The following is a 15,131-nucleotide window of genomic DNA, read 5'->3' as shown; positions in this document are numbered from 1 at the left end:
TGGCACCGACTGCGCGTTTCCCGACCCCCGTCACGCTCCGTGCCGGTACGTTTCCGGAATGGAGTTGTTCACCCCTACGCTCGACTGGGGCTCCGAGCTCTGGGCGTCACTGGAATGGATCGCCACCACCTGGGCGATCGCCGCGCTCTGCACCGTGGGCGTCCTCGCGCTGATCGGCCGCCTCACCACCTGGGGCAGGCAGTTCTGGCGGGTCACCGGCGCGTACTTCACCGGCCCCGGACGCGGCAGGGTCTGGGTCCGGCTCGGCGCGCTCCTGCTGTCGGTGGTCGTCGGCGTCCGGCTGAGCGTGCTGTTCAGCTACCAGGGCAACGACATGTTGTCCGCCCTGCAGGTCGCGGTCCAGGGCGTCGCCGTCGGCAACGCGCCGATGCGCGCCTCCGGCGAGCGCGGCTTCTGGACGTCCCTGCTGATCTTCTGCGTGCTGGCGGCGGCGCACATCGCCCGGCTGCTGCTGGACCTGTCCCTGCTGCAGCGCTTCGCGCTGGCCTGGCGCGCCTGGCTGACCGACCGGCTGACCGGCGACTGGCTCGACGGCCGGGCCTACTACCGCTCGCGCTTCATCGACGGCACCATCGACAACCCCGACCAGCGCATCCAGTCCGACATCGACGTCGTCACCGCCGGCTACGGGCCGCTGCCCAACCTGCCGAGCAACGGGGGCACGTCCGGCACGCTGCTGTTCGGCGCGATCTCCGCGATCACCTCGATGGTCTCCTTCACCTCGATCCTGTGGAACCTCTCGGGCACCCTGACCGTCCTCGGGGCCGACCTTCCGAAGGCGATGTTCTGGATCGGGCTGGTCTACGTGCTCATCGCCACCGTCGTCGCGTTCCGGATCGGCAAGCCGATCATCTGGCTGGCCTTCCGCAACGAGAAGTACAACGCCGCCTTCCGCTACGCCCTGGTCCGGCTGCGCGACGCGGCGGAGGCGGTCGCGTTCTACCGTGGCGAGGTCGCCGAGCGCGCGGGGCTGCGACGGTTGTTCGCCCCCGTCGTCGCCAACTACAAGCGGTACCTGAACAGGACCGTCGGCTTCAACGCCTGGAACCTCACGATCAGCCAGAGCATCGTGCCGCTGCCCTACCTGCTGCAGGCGCCCCGGCTGTTCGCCGCCGAGATCCGCCTCGGCGACCTCAACCAGTCGGCCTCGGCGTTCAACGAGATCCAGAGCGGTCTGTCGTTCTTCAGGAACGCCTACGACGCCTTCGCCGGCTACCGGGCGGCGATCATCCGGCTGCACGCCCTGGTCGTCGCCGACGAGCAGGCGCGGGCGCTGCCGGAGGTGACGACGCTGCCCAGCGCCGGCGACGAGGTGCGGCTGCACGGCGTCGAGGTGCGCACGCCCGACGCGCGGCAGCTCCTCCAGCCGCTCGACCTGCGGCTGGGGACGGGCGACACGCTGGTCGTCAGCGGGCCGTCGGGCAGCGGCAAGACCACGCTGCTGCGCAGCCTCGCCGAGCTGTGGCCGTTCACCACCGGCACCCTGGTGCGGCCGTGCGGGCCGAACGAGACGATGTTCCTGTCGCAGCTGCCGTACGTGCCGCTGGGCGACCTGCGCGCCGTCGTCACCTACCCCGGCGAGGAGGGCTCGGTCGACGACAAGACGCTGCGCGACACCCTGTGCGAGGTCGCGCTGCCGCACCTGGCGGACCGGCTCGACGAGGTGCAGGACTGGGCCAAGGTGCTCTCCCCCGGCGAGCAGCAGCGCGTCGCCTTCGCCCGGATCCTGCTGACCAGGCCGAAGGTGGTGTTCCTGGACGAGTCCACCTCCGCCCTCAACGAGGACCTGGAGTTCCGGCTGTACCGGCTGGTGCGGACGGAGCTGCCCGGCACCATCGTCGTCAGCGTCAGCCACCGCTCGACCGCGATGCAGCACCACACCCAGGAGCTCGAACTGCTCGGCGACGGCGGCTGGCGCCTCCGGCCCCTGAAGGACGGCGAGCCCGAGACCTACCGGCTGTGAACGCGCGCCGCCGCGCCGCCGGGTCCCGCCCGCGTCCAGCCGCGGCTGCCCGGGGCCAGGGCCGCCGCGGCGGGGGCGAGGAAGCACACCAGCGCGCAGCCGGCCAGCACCGGCCCCAGGCCGAAGGCGCCGGCGGCCGGGGCGAGCAGGGCCAGGCCGGCGGGGGCCAGGCCGTAGGAGACGAGGAAGTCGAGGGAGGAGACGCGGGCCAGCAGCCGCGGCTCCACCTCGCGCTGCGTCGCGGTGAACCAGGGCACGTTGAACAGCTCGATGCCCAGCCCGGCCAGCGCGTAGCCGATGAGCACCACCGCCGGATGCACTGCCGGGTGCACGGCCGGGTGCGCGGCCGGGTGTGCGGCCAGCAGCAGGCCGAGCGGGGCGCAGCCGTACAGGGCAAGGCCGGCCAGGGCCGCCCAGCCCTGCGCGCGGGGCCGCCACCGGGCCACGAGCAGCGCCCCGGCCAGCGCGCCGAGCGTGTACCCGGTGAGCGCCGCCGCGAGCACCGCCTCGCTGCCGTACCGCTCGCGGCTGACCAGCGGCAGCGCCACGCCCGTGGCCGAGTAGCCGGTGAGCACGACGGCGGCCAGCGCGCCGAGCCCGGCCAGGAACCACGGGTGCCGGCGCGCCTCCCGCACCCCCTCCCCCAGCTCCCGGAAGAAGCGCACGCCCGGCCCGGCGGGCAGCGGGGCAGGTGGCGGGGCGGGCGGTGCGGCATGCGGGGTGCGGGGCGGCAGGGCGGCGGCGGCCAGCCACAGCAGGCCGGTGCCGGCGAGCAGCCACCCGGTGTCCAGGACGGCCGCCAGCAGCGCCGTGCCCGCGGGCGCGACGAGCGTGGTGACCCGCACCGCCAGCGTCATCGCGGCGTTGGCCCGCCGGCGCCGCCCGTCCTCGACCACCTCCGCGGTGAGCGCCTGGAACGCGGGCCGGCAGGCCCTGCCCCGCGCCGGCGACCGCCGCCGCCACCGCCATGAGCGGCAGCCGACCGGCCGAGCCCGGCCGCGAGCACCGGCGAGGCGGCCGCGGCGGCCAGCCCGGCCCACAGCACGACGGCGCGGCGCGCGTACCGGTCGGCCAGGACGCCGCCGATCGGCACCGCGGCGAGGAAGCCGGCCGTGCGGGCGGCCAGCACGACGCCGAGGCCGGTGGCGGTGAGGGTGCCGTCCAGCACGGCGAGCCCGAGCACGAACGGCAGCGCCCAGGTCCCCAGCCCGGAGGCGGTCGCGCCGCACCACAGCAGCACGAACCGCCTGTCGCGGAGGAGCGGCCGGTCCCGGCCGGTGTCCGTCCGGCCGGTCATGCCTTGCGGTCACGCACGTACTTCGCGAACCCCTCCAGGCCGTCGATGTTGCGCGGCCCGCTGATGCCCTCGTTGTAGTCCAGGACGTAGAAGCGGTCGTTGACCACGGCGGGCAGCTTGCTGGTGGCGGGGAACTCCTTCAGGAACCTGATCTTCTCGGCGGCCGGCCGGTCGCCGTAGTCGAGGATGATGATGACCTCCGGCCGGCCGCGCACGACCGCTTCCCAGGTGACCTCGCTCCAGCGGGCGTCCAGGCCGGCGAAGATGTTGCGGCCGCCGGCGAAGCGGATGATGTCGTTGGGCGGCACCTGGCTGCCGGCGGTGAACGGCTTGTCGGTGCCCGAGTCGTAGAGGAAGACGGGGGTCGGCTCGCCCCCGGGCGCCTGCGCGCGGACCGCCTCGACGCGCGCGCGGTAGCCGGCGACCAGGTCGCGGGCGCGGTCCTCGACCCCGAAGATCCGGCCGAGGCGTTCCAGGTCGGTGTAGAGCGCCTCGAACGGGGTGACCCGTTCGGGGTGGCCGGGATAGTTGAAGCACGACTCGGTGTGCATGAAGCTCTGGATCCTCAGGCCGTCGAGGATGGCGGGGGTGATGCCGCGCTGGTCGCTGAAGCCGGAGCGCCAGCCGGCGACGACGAGGTCGGCCTTGGCGTCCACGACCAGCTCGCGGTTGAGCAGGTCGTCGCTGAGGAACTTGACCTTGGCGTACTCGCCGGCCCACGGGGACTCGGTGACCGGCGGGTTCGCGGGCGGCATCACGTAGCCGTGCACGTGCCGCGTGAGCCCGAGGGCGAACAGCTTGTCGGCGCTGCCGCCCTCGTAGACGACCGCGCGGCGCGGCGTGGTGTACTCGACGTCCTCGCCGCACCTCTTGACGGTGACCGTGCGGGCGGCGTCGCCGCCGCCCGCCACCTGCGCGCCGCAGCCGGCCAGCAGGAGCGTGGCCGCCAGGAGCGCGGCGACGGTGGGTGTCTTCATCCGGAGCTTCCTTCCTTGTCGGTGGGGGTGGCGGCGGCCAGGTCGTAGAGCACCTGCGGGACGCCGGTCAGCGGGTGCGGCACGACGCTCGCCCGCACGCCGAAGACCTCGCGCAGCAGGTCCTCGGTCAGGACGTCGGCGGGCGGCCCGCCGGCGACGAGGCGCCCGCGGGACAACACCGCCAGCCGGTCGCAGGCGGAGGCGGCGAGATTGAGGTCGTGCAGGGTGACCAGCACGCTCAGCCCGGCGCCCTTCAGCATGGCCAGCAGCCTGATCTGGTGGTGCAGGTCGAGGTGGTTGGTCGGCTCGTCGAGCACCAGCACCCGCGGCTCCTGGACGAGCGCGCGGGCGACCAGCACGCGCTGGCGCTCGCCGCCGGACAACGACAGCACGCCGCGCCCGGCCAGGTGCAGCACCTCCATCCGCGCCATCGCCGCGCGGCACAGCTCGCGCTCGCGGGCGCTGAGCGCCTGGTTGCCGCGCAGGTGGGGGGCGCGGCCGAGGGCGACGGTCTCCTCGACCGTGAAGTCGAGGTCGGCCCGTCCCTCCTGGGTGAGCGCGGCGACCAGGCGGGCGCTGGCGGGCAGCGGCATGCGCGCCACGTCGTTCCCGTCGATCCAGACGGCGCCGCCCGTCGGCCGCAACGCCCGGTACACGCAGCGCAGGGCCGTCGTCTTCCCCGAGCCGTTGGGCCCGACCAGCCCCACCACCTGTCCCGCCTCGACCGCGAGCGCCAGGTCCTCGACGACGGCGGCGCCGCCGATGGACACCGAGAGCCCGTCCAGCAGCAGCCGGCCCATCAGCGCCCGCCGAACAGGTAGCCGCGGCGGCGCAGCAGCACCACGAAGACGGGCACGCCCACCAGCGCGGTGATCACGCCGAGCGGCAGCTCGCGCGGCGCGACCAGCGTGCGGGCGACCAGGTCGGCCCACACCATGAAGATCGCTCCGGCGAACGGCGCGACGGTGAGCACCCGCAGGTGCGCCGCCCCCGTCCACAGGCGTACCAGGTGCGGCATCACCAGCCCGACGAAGCCGATCGCGCCGCTGACCGCGACCATCGCGCCGGTCGCCAGCGACGTCAGCACGAACAGGCCCCGGCGGAACCCGGCCGTGTCCACGCCCAGGGTCACGGACGTCTCGTCGCCGAGGGCGAGCACGTCCAGGCGGCGGGCGGAGCGGCGCAGCGCCACGACGGTGCCGGTCACGGCGACCGCCACCACCGGCAGCGCGCCCCACGTCGCCGCGCCGAAGCCGCCCATCGACCAGAACAGCACCGTGCTCGTCGACTCGCCGTCCGGGACGAAGTACACGATCAGGCTCATCACCGCCTGGAAGCCGAACGCCATCGCCACGCCGGTGAGCACCAGCCGCAGCGGCGACAGCCCGCCGGCGCCGCGCGAGGCCAGGTAGACCAGCGCGGAGACGAGCAGCGCCCCGAGGAACGCGCCGGCCGACACCGCGTACACGCCGAACGCGGTGAGCGCGCCCGTGGCGGCGACCAGCACCGCCCCCGCGGACGCCCCGGACGACACGCCGAGCACGAACGGGTCCGCCAGCGCGTTGCGGACCATCGCCTGGATCGCCACGCCGACCACGCTCAACCCGGCCCCGACCAGCACCGCCAGCAGCACGCGCGGGGTGCGGACCTGCCAGATGATCTGGTACGCGGTGACCTCGTCCGCCCTGATCGAGCCGCCGGTCACGGCCGCCCACAGCAACCGCACCGTCTCCTGCGGCGGCACCGCCGCCGCGCCCAGGCCGATCGCCAGCAGCACCGACACCGCGAGCACGCCGGCCAGCAGGGCGATGACCAGCGACGCGCGTAACGAACTCAACTGCCCACTCCTGAAAACGATTCTCATTTCCAGGAGACGTTATCACCCCGAAACGCCCCCAAGCACCACGAAGGGCTGGTTGGGCGGCAAAGGGGACACGGTGCGGACGCCCCGGGAGGCGACTGCGTAGAAGGACCGCTCAGAGAGACCAGTCGGGAGGGCAGGCCGAGGACGCAGGCCGGGGGCGAGCCGAGGAGACGGCCAAGGGCCCGGATCGAAGATCGGCCAAGGGCCCGGGCCGGGCGACCGCGCCAAGGAGGCGGCCGAAGGGGGCGGGCCAAGGAGGTGGGCCGGTCGCGGGGAGGGCGTCGGGTGAAGGGGCCGGTGGGCCGGCCGGGGCCGGGAGTCAGACGGGTGTGGCGGCTGGGGGGTGGGGGCGCGTCTGGCTGCGGGTTCGCCGGTCCGGCCGGCCGGGGTCGTGCGGCGGGAGGTCAGGGGTCGGTGCGGCCCATGCGGGCCTGCATGTCGGCCGTCGTGTTCTCGTGGGGGAACGGCTCGTCCGGAACGGGGACGCCGAGGGCGGCGCACAGCGGCTCCCAGCCGTCGGCCGGCTGCCATTCGAGCAGCCGGTGCGCCGGCACGGTGGCGCGGACCTCGTCGAGGTGCCGCTCGTAGGCGGCGATGACCTGGTCGGGGTCGTCCGGGTCGCCGAACGCGCCGCCGAACAGGGCGCGGATCATGTCCCGCAGGGCGCGGCCCTGCTCGGGGGTGACGTGCGCGAGCATCTGCGGCGGGGCGGCGGAGGCGCCGCCCCGCGTGAGGCGGCGGGCGCCTTCCAGCACCGTCCGGTCCATGCTCCGGTACCAGCGCTCGGCGCTCTCCCGCCGTGACAGCAGCACCAGCGCGTCCGGGTACGCCGCGGACAGTTCCCGCCAGAACCACGACACCGGCCAGTCCACCCCGGCCGCGTACCCCCCGAGGAAGCCGTCCCAGTCGGGCAGGGCTCCTTCGCAGGCGTCGCGCCAGACCGCGGCGTCGTCCGGCCGCCCGAACACCTCCTGCATGTGATAGCAGGGCGCCCCGAGCAGCCGCGTCAGCGCCGCCTGCAACGACGTCGTGCCCGTACGCGGAAGCCCCGCGCCCACAACTCGTAAGGCCATGCCGATCCCTTCCTCTTCTGGTGTGCCGACCGGCAGGTAAGCAAAGGACGAGTAAAGCCCTCGTGAGCGTCCCCCGTCCAGTACGGCGAGGCGGGCTCCCGACGGCTCAGGCCCCCGTGCCGAGCTCGGCGACCGCCGCGACGACCTGGTCCACCTCCTGCTCGGTGTTGTAGTAGTGCGGCGACAGGCGCAGGCACCAGTCGACGTCCTTGTCGCCGAAGTCGAACTGGGCGAAGTGGCGGAAGCTGAGCGCCGAGTTGATCCGCCGCGCGTCCAGCGCGGCCTTGAACGGCTCCGGCTCCCAGCCCTCGACGGCGAAGGTGACCAGCGCGCCGAGCTGCCGGCCGTGGTCGAGCACGCGGACGCCGGGCAGCTCGGCGAGCCTGCCGCGCAGCACGGCGGCCAGGGCCGGGGTGCGGCGGGCGACGGCGTCCATGCCGACCCGGCGGGCGTAGCGGACGGCGGCGGCGCAGCCGAGGACGGTCGCGTAGGGGAACTCCCACTCCTCGAACCTGGCCGCCGTGTCGACGGGCCGGTACCGGTCCGGCTCGGTCCAGCGCGCGCCGTGCATGTCGATGAACAGCGGCTCGTACCCGGCGCGCAGGACGCGGTCGGACACGTACAGGAAGCCCGAGCCGCGCGGGCCGCGCAGGAACTTGCGGCAGGTCGCGGTGAGCAGGTCGCAGCCGATCTCGGTGACGTCGATCGGGTACTGGCCGGCGGACTGGCAGGCGTCCACCAGGTACAGCAGGTCCAGCTCGCGGCAGAGCCGGCCGATGGCGGCGACCGGCTGGACCAGGCCGGAGTTGGTGGGGATGTGGGTGGCGGCCACCAGGCGGGGCCGGTGCTCGCGCATGAGGGCGCCCATCGCGGCCACGTCCACCCCGCCCTCGGGCGCGTCGGGGGCGTGCACCACGCGCACGCCGAAGCGCTTGCGCAGCGACAGGAAGGCGATCTGGTTGGAGATGAAGTCGTTGCGGGTGGTGAGGATGACGTCGCCGGCCTCGAACGGGATCGCCGACAGGGCCGTGGAGAACGCGTGGGTGGCGCTACCGGCGAACGCGATGTTCCGGGGAGCGCAGCCGATCAGCGCGGCGACCTCGGTGTAGAACGCGCCGACCTGCTCGGCGCGCAGCGCCGCGGCCTCGTAGCCGCCCATGGCCGCCTCCAGCCGGACGTGCTCGACCAGGGCGGTCAGCACGGGCTCGGCGAGCAGGCCGCAGCCGGCGTTGTTGAAGTGCACGACGGCGTCGGCGCCGGGGGTGTCGGCGCGCAGGGCCGCGACGTCCAGAAGCGATTCTGCGGCCAGGACGGAAGCGCTATTATCATTTCTCATGTCCGACAGTAGCAGTTCGGCCGAGCTGGCGGCCAGGCTGCGGGCGCTGGTCGAGCGGCTGTCGCCGGGCGACCGGCTGCCCAGCAGCCGCGAGCTGGTCCGCGGCCACCAGGTCGGCCCCGCGACGGTGTCGCAGGCGATCGCCACGCTCGCCGCCGAGGGGCTGGTCGTCACCCGTCCGGGCAGCGGCACGTACGTGGCCGCCCGCGCCCGGCGCCGCCCCAACGTGGCCGACACCGCCTGGCAGAGCGTCACCCTCGCCGACCGCAGCGTCGACACCCGGCTCCTCACCGGCGCCGCGCCGCCCGCCGGCACGATCCCGCTGGACGGCGGCTACCTGCACCGGTCGTTGCAGCCCACGCAGCTGCTCAGCGCGGCGCTGGCCCGGGCCGCGCGCCGGCCCGACGCCTGGGACCGCGCGCCGGCCGCCGGCCTGGAAGCGCTGCGCAGCGTGTTCGCGGCGATGGCGGGCGACGGCGTGAGCGCGAGCGACGTCCTGGTGACGGCCGGCGGGCAGAGCGCCCTGTCCATGGCGTTCCGGGCCGTCGCGGCGCCGGGCGACCCGGTCCTGATGGAGTCGCCCACCTATCCGGGGGCGATCGCCGCCGCCCGGGCGGCCGGCCTGCGCCCGGTGCCGGTGCCGATGGACGCCGACGGCCTGCGCCCCGACCTCCTGGCCGACGCGTTCGCCAGGACCCGCGCGCGGCTGCTGTACTGCCAGCCGGCCTTCCACAACCCCACCGGCGCCGTGCTCGCGCCGCAGCGCCGCCGGCAGGTCGTCGACGCCGCGCGGGCGGCGGGCGCGTTCGTGATCGAGGACGACTTCGCCCGCCACCTCGGCCACGGCGCGCCGGTGCCGCCGCCCCTGCTGGCCGACGACCGCGACGGCACCGTGGTCCACCTGACCTCGCTCACCAAGCCGGCGGCGCCGAGCCTGCGCATCGGCGCCCTGGTGGCGCGCGGCCCGGTGATGGAGCGCCTGCGCGCCACCCGCCTGGTCGACGACTTCTTCGTCACCCGCCCGCTCCAGGAGGCTGCGCTGGAACTGCTCACCTCCCCCAAGTGGGAGCGCCACGTGCGGGCCCTGGCCGGCGCGCTGCGGGAGCGGTGCGCGGCGCTGGCGGCCGCCGTCGCGCACGAGCTGCCGGGATGGGCCCTCACCCGCCTGCCCGCGGGCGGGCTGCACCTGTGGGTCCGGCTGCCGGACGACGGTGACGACGTCGCGGCCGCCGAGACGGCCCGCCGGCACGGCGTGGCGGTGAGCGCCGGCAGCCGCTTCTTCCCCGCCGAACGCCCGGCCGCCTACGTACGGCTCGCCTTCGCCGCCACCGCCGACCGCGCCGAGCTGGCCGAGGCGGCCCGCCGGCTCGCCCTGAGCGCTCGTTGAGGGAACAGAGGCGGGCAGGGGCGGCGGCGGGGGAACGGTGGTTGACTGGCTGGTGCTCGTCCCCGGCACCAGGAGACCGACATGGACGTGTTCGACCGGGCCAGGCTGGGCCCGCTCACCCTGCGCAACCGCGTGCTGAAGTCCGCGACCTTCGAGGGCATGACGAGGAACGCCCTGGTCAGCGACGACCTCATCGCCTTCCACCGCGCGCACGCGGCCGGCGGCGTCGCCATGACCACGCTGGCCTACTGCGCGGTCGCGCCCGAGGGCCGCACCTCGCGGCACCAGATCTGGATGCGTCCGGAGGCGCTGCCCGGCCTGCGCCGCCTCACCGACGCCGTGCACGCCGAGGGGGCCGCCGTCTCCGCCCAGCTCGGGCACGCGGGACCGGTCGCGAACGGCAGGTCGAACCGGCTGCCCGCGCTGGCGCCGTCCGCCCGGTTCGACCCGCAGGCGATGCGGATGATCCGCCGCGCCACCGCCGCGGACGTCGAGCGGGTCGTCGCCGCGCACGCGAGCGCCGCCGAGCTGGCCGTCGAGGCGGGCTTCGACGCGGTCGAGATCCACCTCGGCCACAACTACCTGGCCAGCGCGTTCCTCTCCCCCAGGCTCAACAGGCGGACGGACGAGTACGGCGGCTCGCTCGCCAACCGCGCCAAGCTCGCCCTCGGGGCCGCGCGCGCCGTGCGCGACGCCGTCGGCGGCCGCGTCGCCGTCCTCGCCAAGCTCAACATGGACGACGGCGTGCCCGGCGGCCTCGGGCTGGAGGAGAGCCTCCAGGTCGCGCGGTGGCTGGAGCGCGACGGCAGCCTCGACGCGCTGGAGCTGACCGCGGGCAGCTCCCTGCTCAACCCCATGTACCTGTTCCGCGGCGACGCCCCGGTCGCCGAGTTCGCCGCCGCCTTCAAGCAGCCGGTACGCCTGGGGATCAGGCTCGCCGGCACCCGGTTCATCCGCGCCTACCCGTACGAGGAGGCGTTCCTGCTGGAGCCGGCCCGCCGTTTCCGGGCCGCGCTGCGGATGCCGCTGGTCCTGCTCGGCGGCATCACCCGGCGCGCCACGATGGACCTGGCGATGGCCGAGGGCTTCGAGTTCGTCGCGATGGCCCGCGCCCTGCTGCGCGAGCCCGACCTGGTCAACCGCATCCGGCAGGAGCCGGGCACCCCCTCGTTGTGCACCCACTGCAACAAGTGCATGCCGACCATCTACACCGGCACCCGCTGCGTCCTCGCCTGAGGACCGGGCGGGCTCGGGCGGTGCCTAAACTGGCGGGATGATCTACGTCAGCACGCCCCTGACCGCTGCCGTCCGCGAGCGGGCGGCGGCGGTCTGGGGCGTCGAGGGCGCCGCCGAGCGCCTGCACGGCGGCGAGGAGTCGGCCGCCTACCGCCTCGACGGGCACGTGATCAGGATCGGCCCCGCGGGACGCCCGGCCGCCGAGGCGGAGTGGTGCCACGCCGTCGCCCGGCACGCCGCGGCGACGCTCCCCGAGGCCGTCGCGCCGCTGCCCACCTCGCAGGGCACGACCGTCGTCGTGGTGGAGGGCCGCCCGATCTCCTGCTGGCCGTACGTCGAGGGCTCCTGGCCCGACGCCGGCCGGCCCGCCACGCGGACGGCGGCGGCCCGCCTGCTGGCCAGGCTGCACCGGGCGCTGGCCGGTCACGACCCGGGCCCGCGCCCGGTGCCCGCCTTCCAGGAGTCCGGCCTGTACGGCGACCCGCCGCGCGACGCCGCCGGCCTGGACGACCCCGGCCTGGACCGGTGGCTGGCCGCCTTCCACGCCCGGCACCCGCGCCGCCAGCCGCTGCACGGCGACTTCTACGCCGGCAACACCCTGGCCAGGGACGGCGAGATCGTGGCGGTCCTCGACTGGGACGAGTGCTTCGTCGGCGCTCCCGAGCTGGACCTGGCCGCGGCCGCCCTGGAGTGGGGCGACGACGTGGCCGGGCCCAGCGAGGAGTTCCTGGCCGCCTACCACGAGGCCGGCGGCACGGCGGCTCCCCTGGACGAGGAGTCGCTGGCCCAGCTCGTGCGGCACAAGCTGCGCAGGGAGTACGCCTACTTCCACAAGGCCGCCCGCGCCGGGGTCCGGCATGACGCCGAGGACCTGGAGTACCACCGCGTCAGAACCGAGCTGTTCCACCGGCTGCGGCCCTGACGCGCGCCCGCACCGGCCGCGGCCCGACGGGCGGCCGGCGGGCCGGGCTCGCGCCCGGCCCGCCGCCCCCCCCACGGTCGTCAGCTGAACTGCCACCAGTTGACGTTGAACAGGTAGCCGCTCCCGCCGGTGAACCTGAGGTACAGGTCACGGGTGCCGGTCGCGCCGGTGACCGCGCAGGACACGGTGGTCCAGGTCTGCCAGCCGCCCGTGCCCGGGGCGGTGCACGTCCCGGCCAGCGTGCCGTTGACGCTGTCGAGGCGCAGCTCGATCCGGCCGCCGGCGGCGGCCGAGGCGACGCGGGCGGTGAAGGTCCTGGCCCCCGCGCCGAAGCCGACGCCCTTGACCTTGATGTAGTCGCCGTTCTCGATCCAGCCGACGTTCATCCCGCCCTCGCTGGCGGGCTCGGTCTCGACGCCGGACTCCCAGGCGATGGTCTCGGCCTCCTGGCGGACGTACGGGTTGAGGGTGCCCACCTGGGGCGCCCCCGACGTGGTCATGTTGATCGTCGGGATGGTGCCGCCGGAGCCGTAGGTGAACTTCTCCACGGCCACCGAGCGGGTGAAGCCGCCGCCGCCCGGCAGGGCGCCGTTGTGGTAGAAGAAGTACGATCCGCCCTGGTAGTCGATGATGCCCGGGTGGTTGGTGAAGCTGCTGCCCTGGGTGGGCATGATCGTCCCTCGGTAGGTCCAGGGGCCGGTGGGGCCGGGGGCCGTCGAGTAGGCGATGAACTCCGAGCAGCACTTGGCCGCGAACACCAGGTAGTACAGGCCGTTGCGCTTGTAGACCCAGGGGCCCTCCTCGAACAGCGTCGGGCGCGCGGCGTCACCCGTGCGGGTGCCGAACCCGGCCGTGGTGAGCGGGATCTGCGCCGGGCTCCCCGAGTACGAGGTCATGTCGGCGTTCAGCTTCACGTACCACAGGTGCGGGTTGCCCCAGTACAGGTAGGCCTGCCCGTCGTCGTCGATGAAGACCGTGGGGTCGATCTCGCCGTTCTCGACCAGCGGCCGGCCGAGCGCGTCCCGGAACGGCCCGGTCGGGCTGTCGGCGACGGCCACCCCGATGGCCATCCGGCCGGTCGCCCGGTTGGTGGTGGGCACGTACCAGTAGAACTTGCCGTTCCGCTGGACGGCCTGCCCGGCCCAGGCGTCGGACTTCGCCCAGCTGAACGTGGACAGGCTCAGCGGGGAGCCGTGGTCGGTCCAGTTGACCATGTCGGTGGAGGACCAGACCCGCCACTCCTTCATCGTGAACCACGTCGAGCCGTCCTCGTCGCGGCCGGTGTAGAGGTACACCCGGCCGTCGTGCACCAGCGGAGCCGGGTCGGCGGTGTAGATCGTCTGGACGATGGGGTTGTCCGCCCTGGCCGCCGAGGCGGGCCACAACGCGGCCATGGTGAGCAGGGCCAGCACCCACGCGCATGCACGTTTCATGATCGCTCCTGAGCTGTCGCGGGGTCAGACGCGGGTCCAGCGCTGGTTGGCGCCGCCGTTGCAGGACCAGATGGTGAGCTTGGTGCCGTTGGCGGTGGCGTTGCCGGGCACGTCCAGGCACTTGTTGGCGCCGACGGCGGTGATGGTGCCGTCGGCGTTGAAGCGCCACTGCTGGTTGCTCTGGCCGTTGCAGTCCCAGATGATGACGTTGGTGCCGTCGGCGGTGCCGCGGTTGTACACGTCCAGGCACTTGCCGCCGTAGACGCGCAGCTCGCCGCTCGCGGTGGGCGTCCACTGCTGGTTGGGCTGGCCGTTGCAGTCATAGATCTGCGCCTGCGCGCCGTTGGCCTGCGAGGCGCCCGAGACGTCCAGGCACCGGCCCGAGCCCACGCCCTTGATCGCGACCGTGGTGGGCTGGACGATGCCGCCGCCGGTCACGACGTACATGGCCGCGCCGTGCCCGGGGACCGTCGCGCTGATCGTGCCCGTCGAGGAGGACGTTGTGTGCGCCCAAAGGTCACGGACGGAGTAGGAGGACGCCGAGCCGAGCCCGAGAGCCGTGGTGGTGGTGGAGACGGACGCGGCCGAGGTGCCCCGGTTGAGCAGGACGACCGCGACCGAGCCGTCCTTCATCGGCTTGCGCCAGACCTCCAGGTCGCCGCTGTCGCTGATCTTGTGGCCCTGCCGGCCGCCCCAGTCCTGGTTGACCGCGATGACCTCGGTGTTGGTGAGGATGGTGCGGGTGTCGGCGCTCATCGTCCTGAGGTCGTTGCCGGCGATGAGCGGGGCGTTCAGCAGCGACCACAGGCTGAAGTGCGCGCGGCCCTCGGTGCCGGTCACCCCGCCGACGCCGACCTCCAGCATGTCCGGGTCGTTCCAGCCGCCCGGGCCCGCGTACGACTCCTTGCCGACCTGCTGGTCCAGGATGCCCATGATGGAGTTCCAGTTGGCCGCGATGTCGCCGGTGTTCCGCCAGGAGTTGCCGACCGGCATCCCCCATGTCCACACGCTCTCCTGGCCCCAGTTGCACAGGCTGTAGAGGATGGGGCGGCCGGTGGCGGCGAGCGCGTCGCGCATGGCGGTGTACCGCTGCTGCCCGTTCATGCCCCGGTGGTCACCGCAGTTGTCGTACTTGAGGTAGTCGATCCCCCAGGACGCCCAGAGGGCGGCGTCCCGCCGCTCGTAGCCCAGGCTGGCCGGGTAGCCCGCGCACGTCGTGGTGCCGGCGGAGGAGTAGATGCCGAGCTTGAGCCCCTTGGAGTGGACGTAGTCGGCCAGGGCCTTGATGCCGTTGGGGAACTTCTGCGGGTCCGGCACCAGGTCGCCGCTCGCGTTGCGGCTCTTGGTGGACCAGCAGTCGTCGATGTTGACGTAGGTGTAGCCGGCCGCCGCCATGCCGCTGGAGACCATGGCGTCGGCCGTCTGGCGGATCAGGCCGTCGTTGACGTTGCAGCCGAAGCTGTTCCAGTCGTTCCAGCCCATCTGCGGGGTGCGGGCCAGCCCGTTGTCCAGGGCGAGGGCCGGCGACGTGGCGCCGCCGAGCGCGACGAGGGAGCCGGCCGCCAGTAACGCGGCCATGGCGAGGCCGAGGATTGTGCGCATGTGATCGTCCGCCTAGGGGG

The 15,131-nt window shown here is 74.1% G+C and carries 11 protein-coding genes and 1 pseudogene; 4 read left to right on the top strand and 8 right to left on the bottom strand.

Annotated features, from left to right (window positions below; translation table 11 throughout):
* Window positions 1–58: 58 nt before the first annotated feature.
* A complete protein-coding gene (locus MF672_RS32725; RefSeq protein WP_242384056.1) occupies window positions 59–1,984 on the top strand; it encodes an ABC transporter ATP-binding protein/permease in 1,926 nt (641 codons plus the stop codon).
* On the opposite strand, the pseudogene MF672_RS32720 reads toward MF672_RS32725, so the two are convergent.
* The 6 genes and pseudogenes from MF672_RS32720 to MF672_RS32695 form a co-directional block, all read right to left on the bottom strand.
* Window positions 1,972–3,281: pseudogene (locus MF672_RS32720) on the bottom strand (MFS transporter). The gene MF672_RS32725 and the pseudogene MF672_RS32720 overlap by 13 nt on opposite strands.
* The gene (locus MF672_RS32715) at window positions 3,278–4,258 is read right to left on the bottom strand and encodes an ABC transporter substrate-binding protein (protein ID WP_242383130.1); all 981 of its coding nucleotides are present in this window, start codon (window positions 4,256–4,258) and stop codon (window positions 3,278–3,280) included. Before MF672_RS32715 ends, MF672_RS32720 begins: the two are co-directional and overlap by 4 nt.
* Window positions 4,255–5,058, bottom strand: a complete 804-nt coding sequence (locus MF672_RS32710; RefSeq protein ID WP_242383132.1) for an ABC transporter ATP-binding protein — start codon at window positions 5,056–5,058, stop codon at window positions 4,255–4,257. Before MF672_RS32710 ends, MF672_RS32715 begins: the two co-directional genes overlap by 4 nt.
* On the bottom strand, window positions 5,058–6,122 hold the full coding sequence (locus tag MF672_RS32705; protein WP_407654785.1) for a FecCD family ABC transporter permease: 1,065 nt from the start codon (window positions 6,120–6,122) through the stop codon (window positions 5,058–5,060). The genes MF672_RS32710 and MF672_RS32705 overlap by 1 nt, the downstream gene beginning before the upstream one ends.
* A gap of 404 nt (window positions 6,123–6,526) precedes the next feature.
* The gene (locus tag MF672_RS32700; RefSeq protein WP_242383136.1) at window positions 6,527–7,195 is read right to left on the bottom strand and encodes a sulfotransferase family protein; all 669 of its coding nucleotides are present in this window, start codon (window positions 7,193–7,195) and stop codon (window positions 6,527–6,529) included.
* A 106-nt stretch (window positions 7,196–7,301) separates the two neighbouring features.
* Window positions 7,302–8,531, bottom strand: coding sequence for an aminotransferase class V-fold PLP-dependent enzyme (locus MF672_RS32695; protein WP_242383137.1), 1,230 nt, complete (start codon window positions 8,529–8,531; stop codon window positions 7,302–7,304).
* Between MF672_RS32695 and MF672_RS32690 the strand changes: the two genes are divergently transcribed.
* The 3 genes from MF672_RS32690 to MF672_RS32680 all read left to right on the top strand — a co-directional run bounded on the left by MF672_RS32690 (window position 8,530) and on the right by MF672_RS32680 (window position 12,076).
* Entirely contained in the window at window positions 8,530–9,918 is a 1,389-nt protein-coding gene (locus MF672_RS32690; protein ID WP_242383139.1) for an aminotransferase-like domain-containing protein, read from the top strand. The genes MF672_RS32695 and MF672_RS32690 overlap by 2 nt on opposite strands.
* Window positions 9,919–9,999: 81 nt before the next feature.
* Entirely contained in the window at window positions 10,000–11,154 is a 1,155-nt protein-coding gene (locus MF672_RS32685) for an NADH:flavin oxidoreductase (protein ID WP_242383140.1), read from the top strand.
* Window positions 11,155–11,191: 37 nt separating this feature from the next.
* Entirely contained in the window at window positions 11,192–12,076 is an 885-nt protein-coding gene (locus tag MF672_RS32680; RefSeq protein ID WP_242383143.1) for a phosphotransferase enzyme family protein, read from the top strand.
* An 80-nt stretch (window positions 12,077–12,156) separates the two neighbouring features.
* On the opposite strand, the gene MF672_RS32675 is transcribed toward MF672_RS32680, so the two are convergent.
* On the bottom strand, window positions 12,157–13,509 hold the full coding sequence (locus MF672_RS32675; RefSeq protein ID WP_242383146.1) for a glycoside hydrolase family 43 protein: 1,353 nt from the start codon (window positions 13,507–13,509) through the stop codon (window positions 12,157–12,159).
* Between the two features lie 24 nt (window positions 13,510–13,533).
* Window positions 13,534–15,111 carry a lectin gene (locus MF672_RS32670; RefSeq protein ID WP_247815522.1) on the bottom strand — a complete coding sequence of 526 codons (1,578 nt, stop codon included), beginning with the start codon at window positions 15,109–15,111 and terminating at the stop codon, window positions 13,534–13,536.
* Between the last annotated feature and the right edge of the window lie 20 nt (window positions 15,112–15,131).

The organism is Actinomadura luzonensis (genome assembly GCF_022664455.2).
GTDB lineage: Bacteria > Actinomycetota > Actinomycetes > Streptosporangiales > Streptosporangiaceae > Nonomuraea > Nonomuraea luzonensis.
The sequence above is the reverse complement of the archived record's forward strand: the minus strand, read 5'-3'. Positions and strand labels throughout refer to the sequence as shown.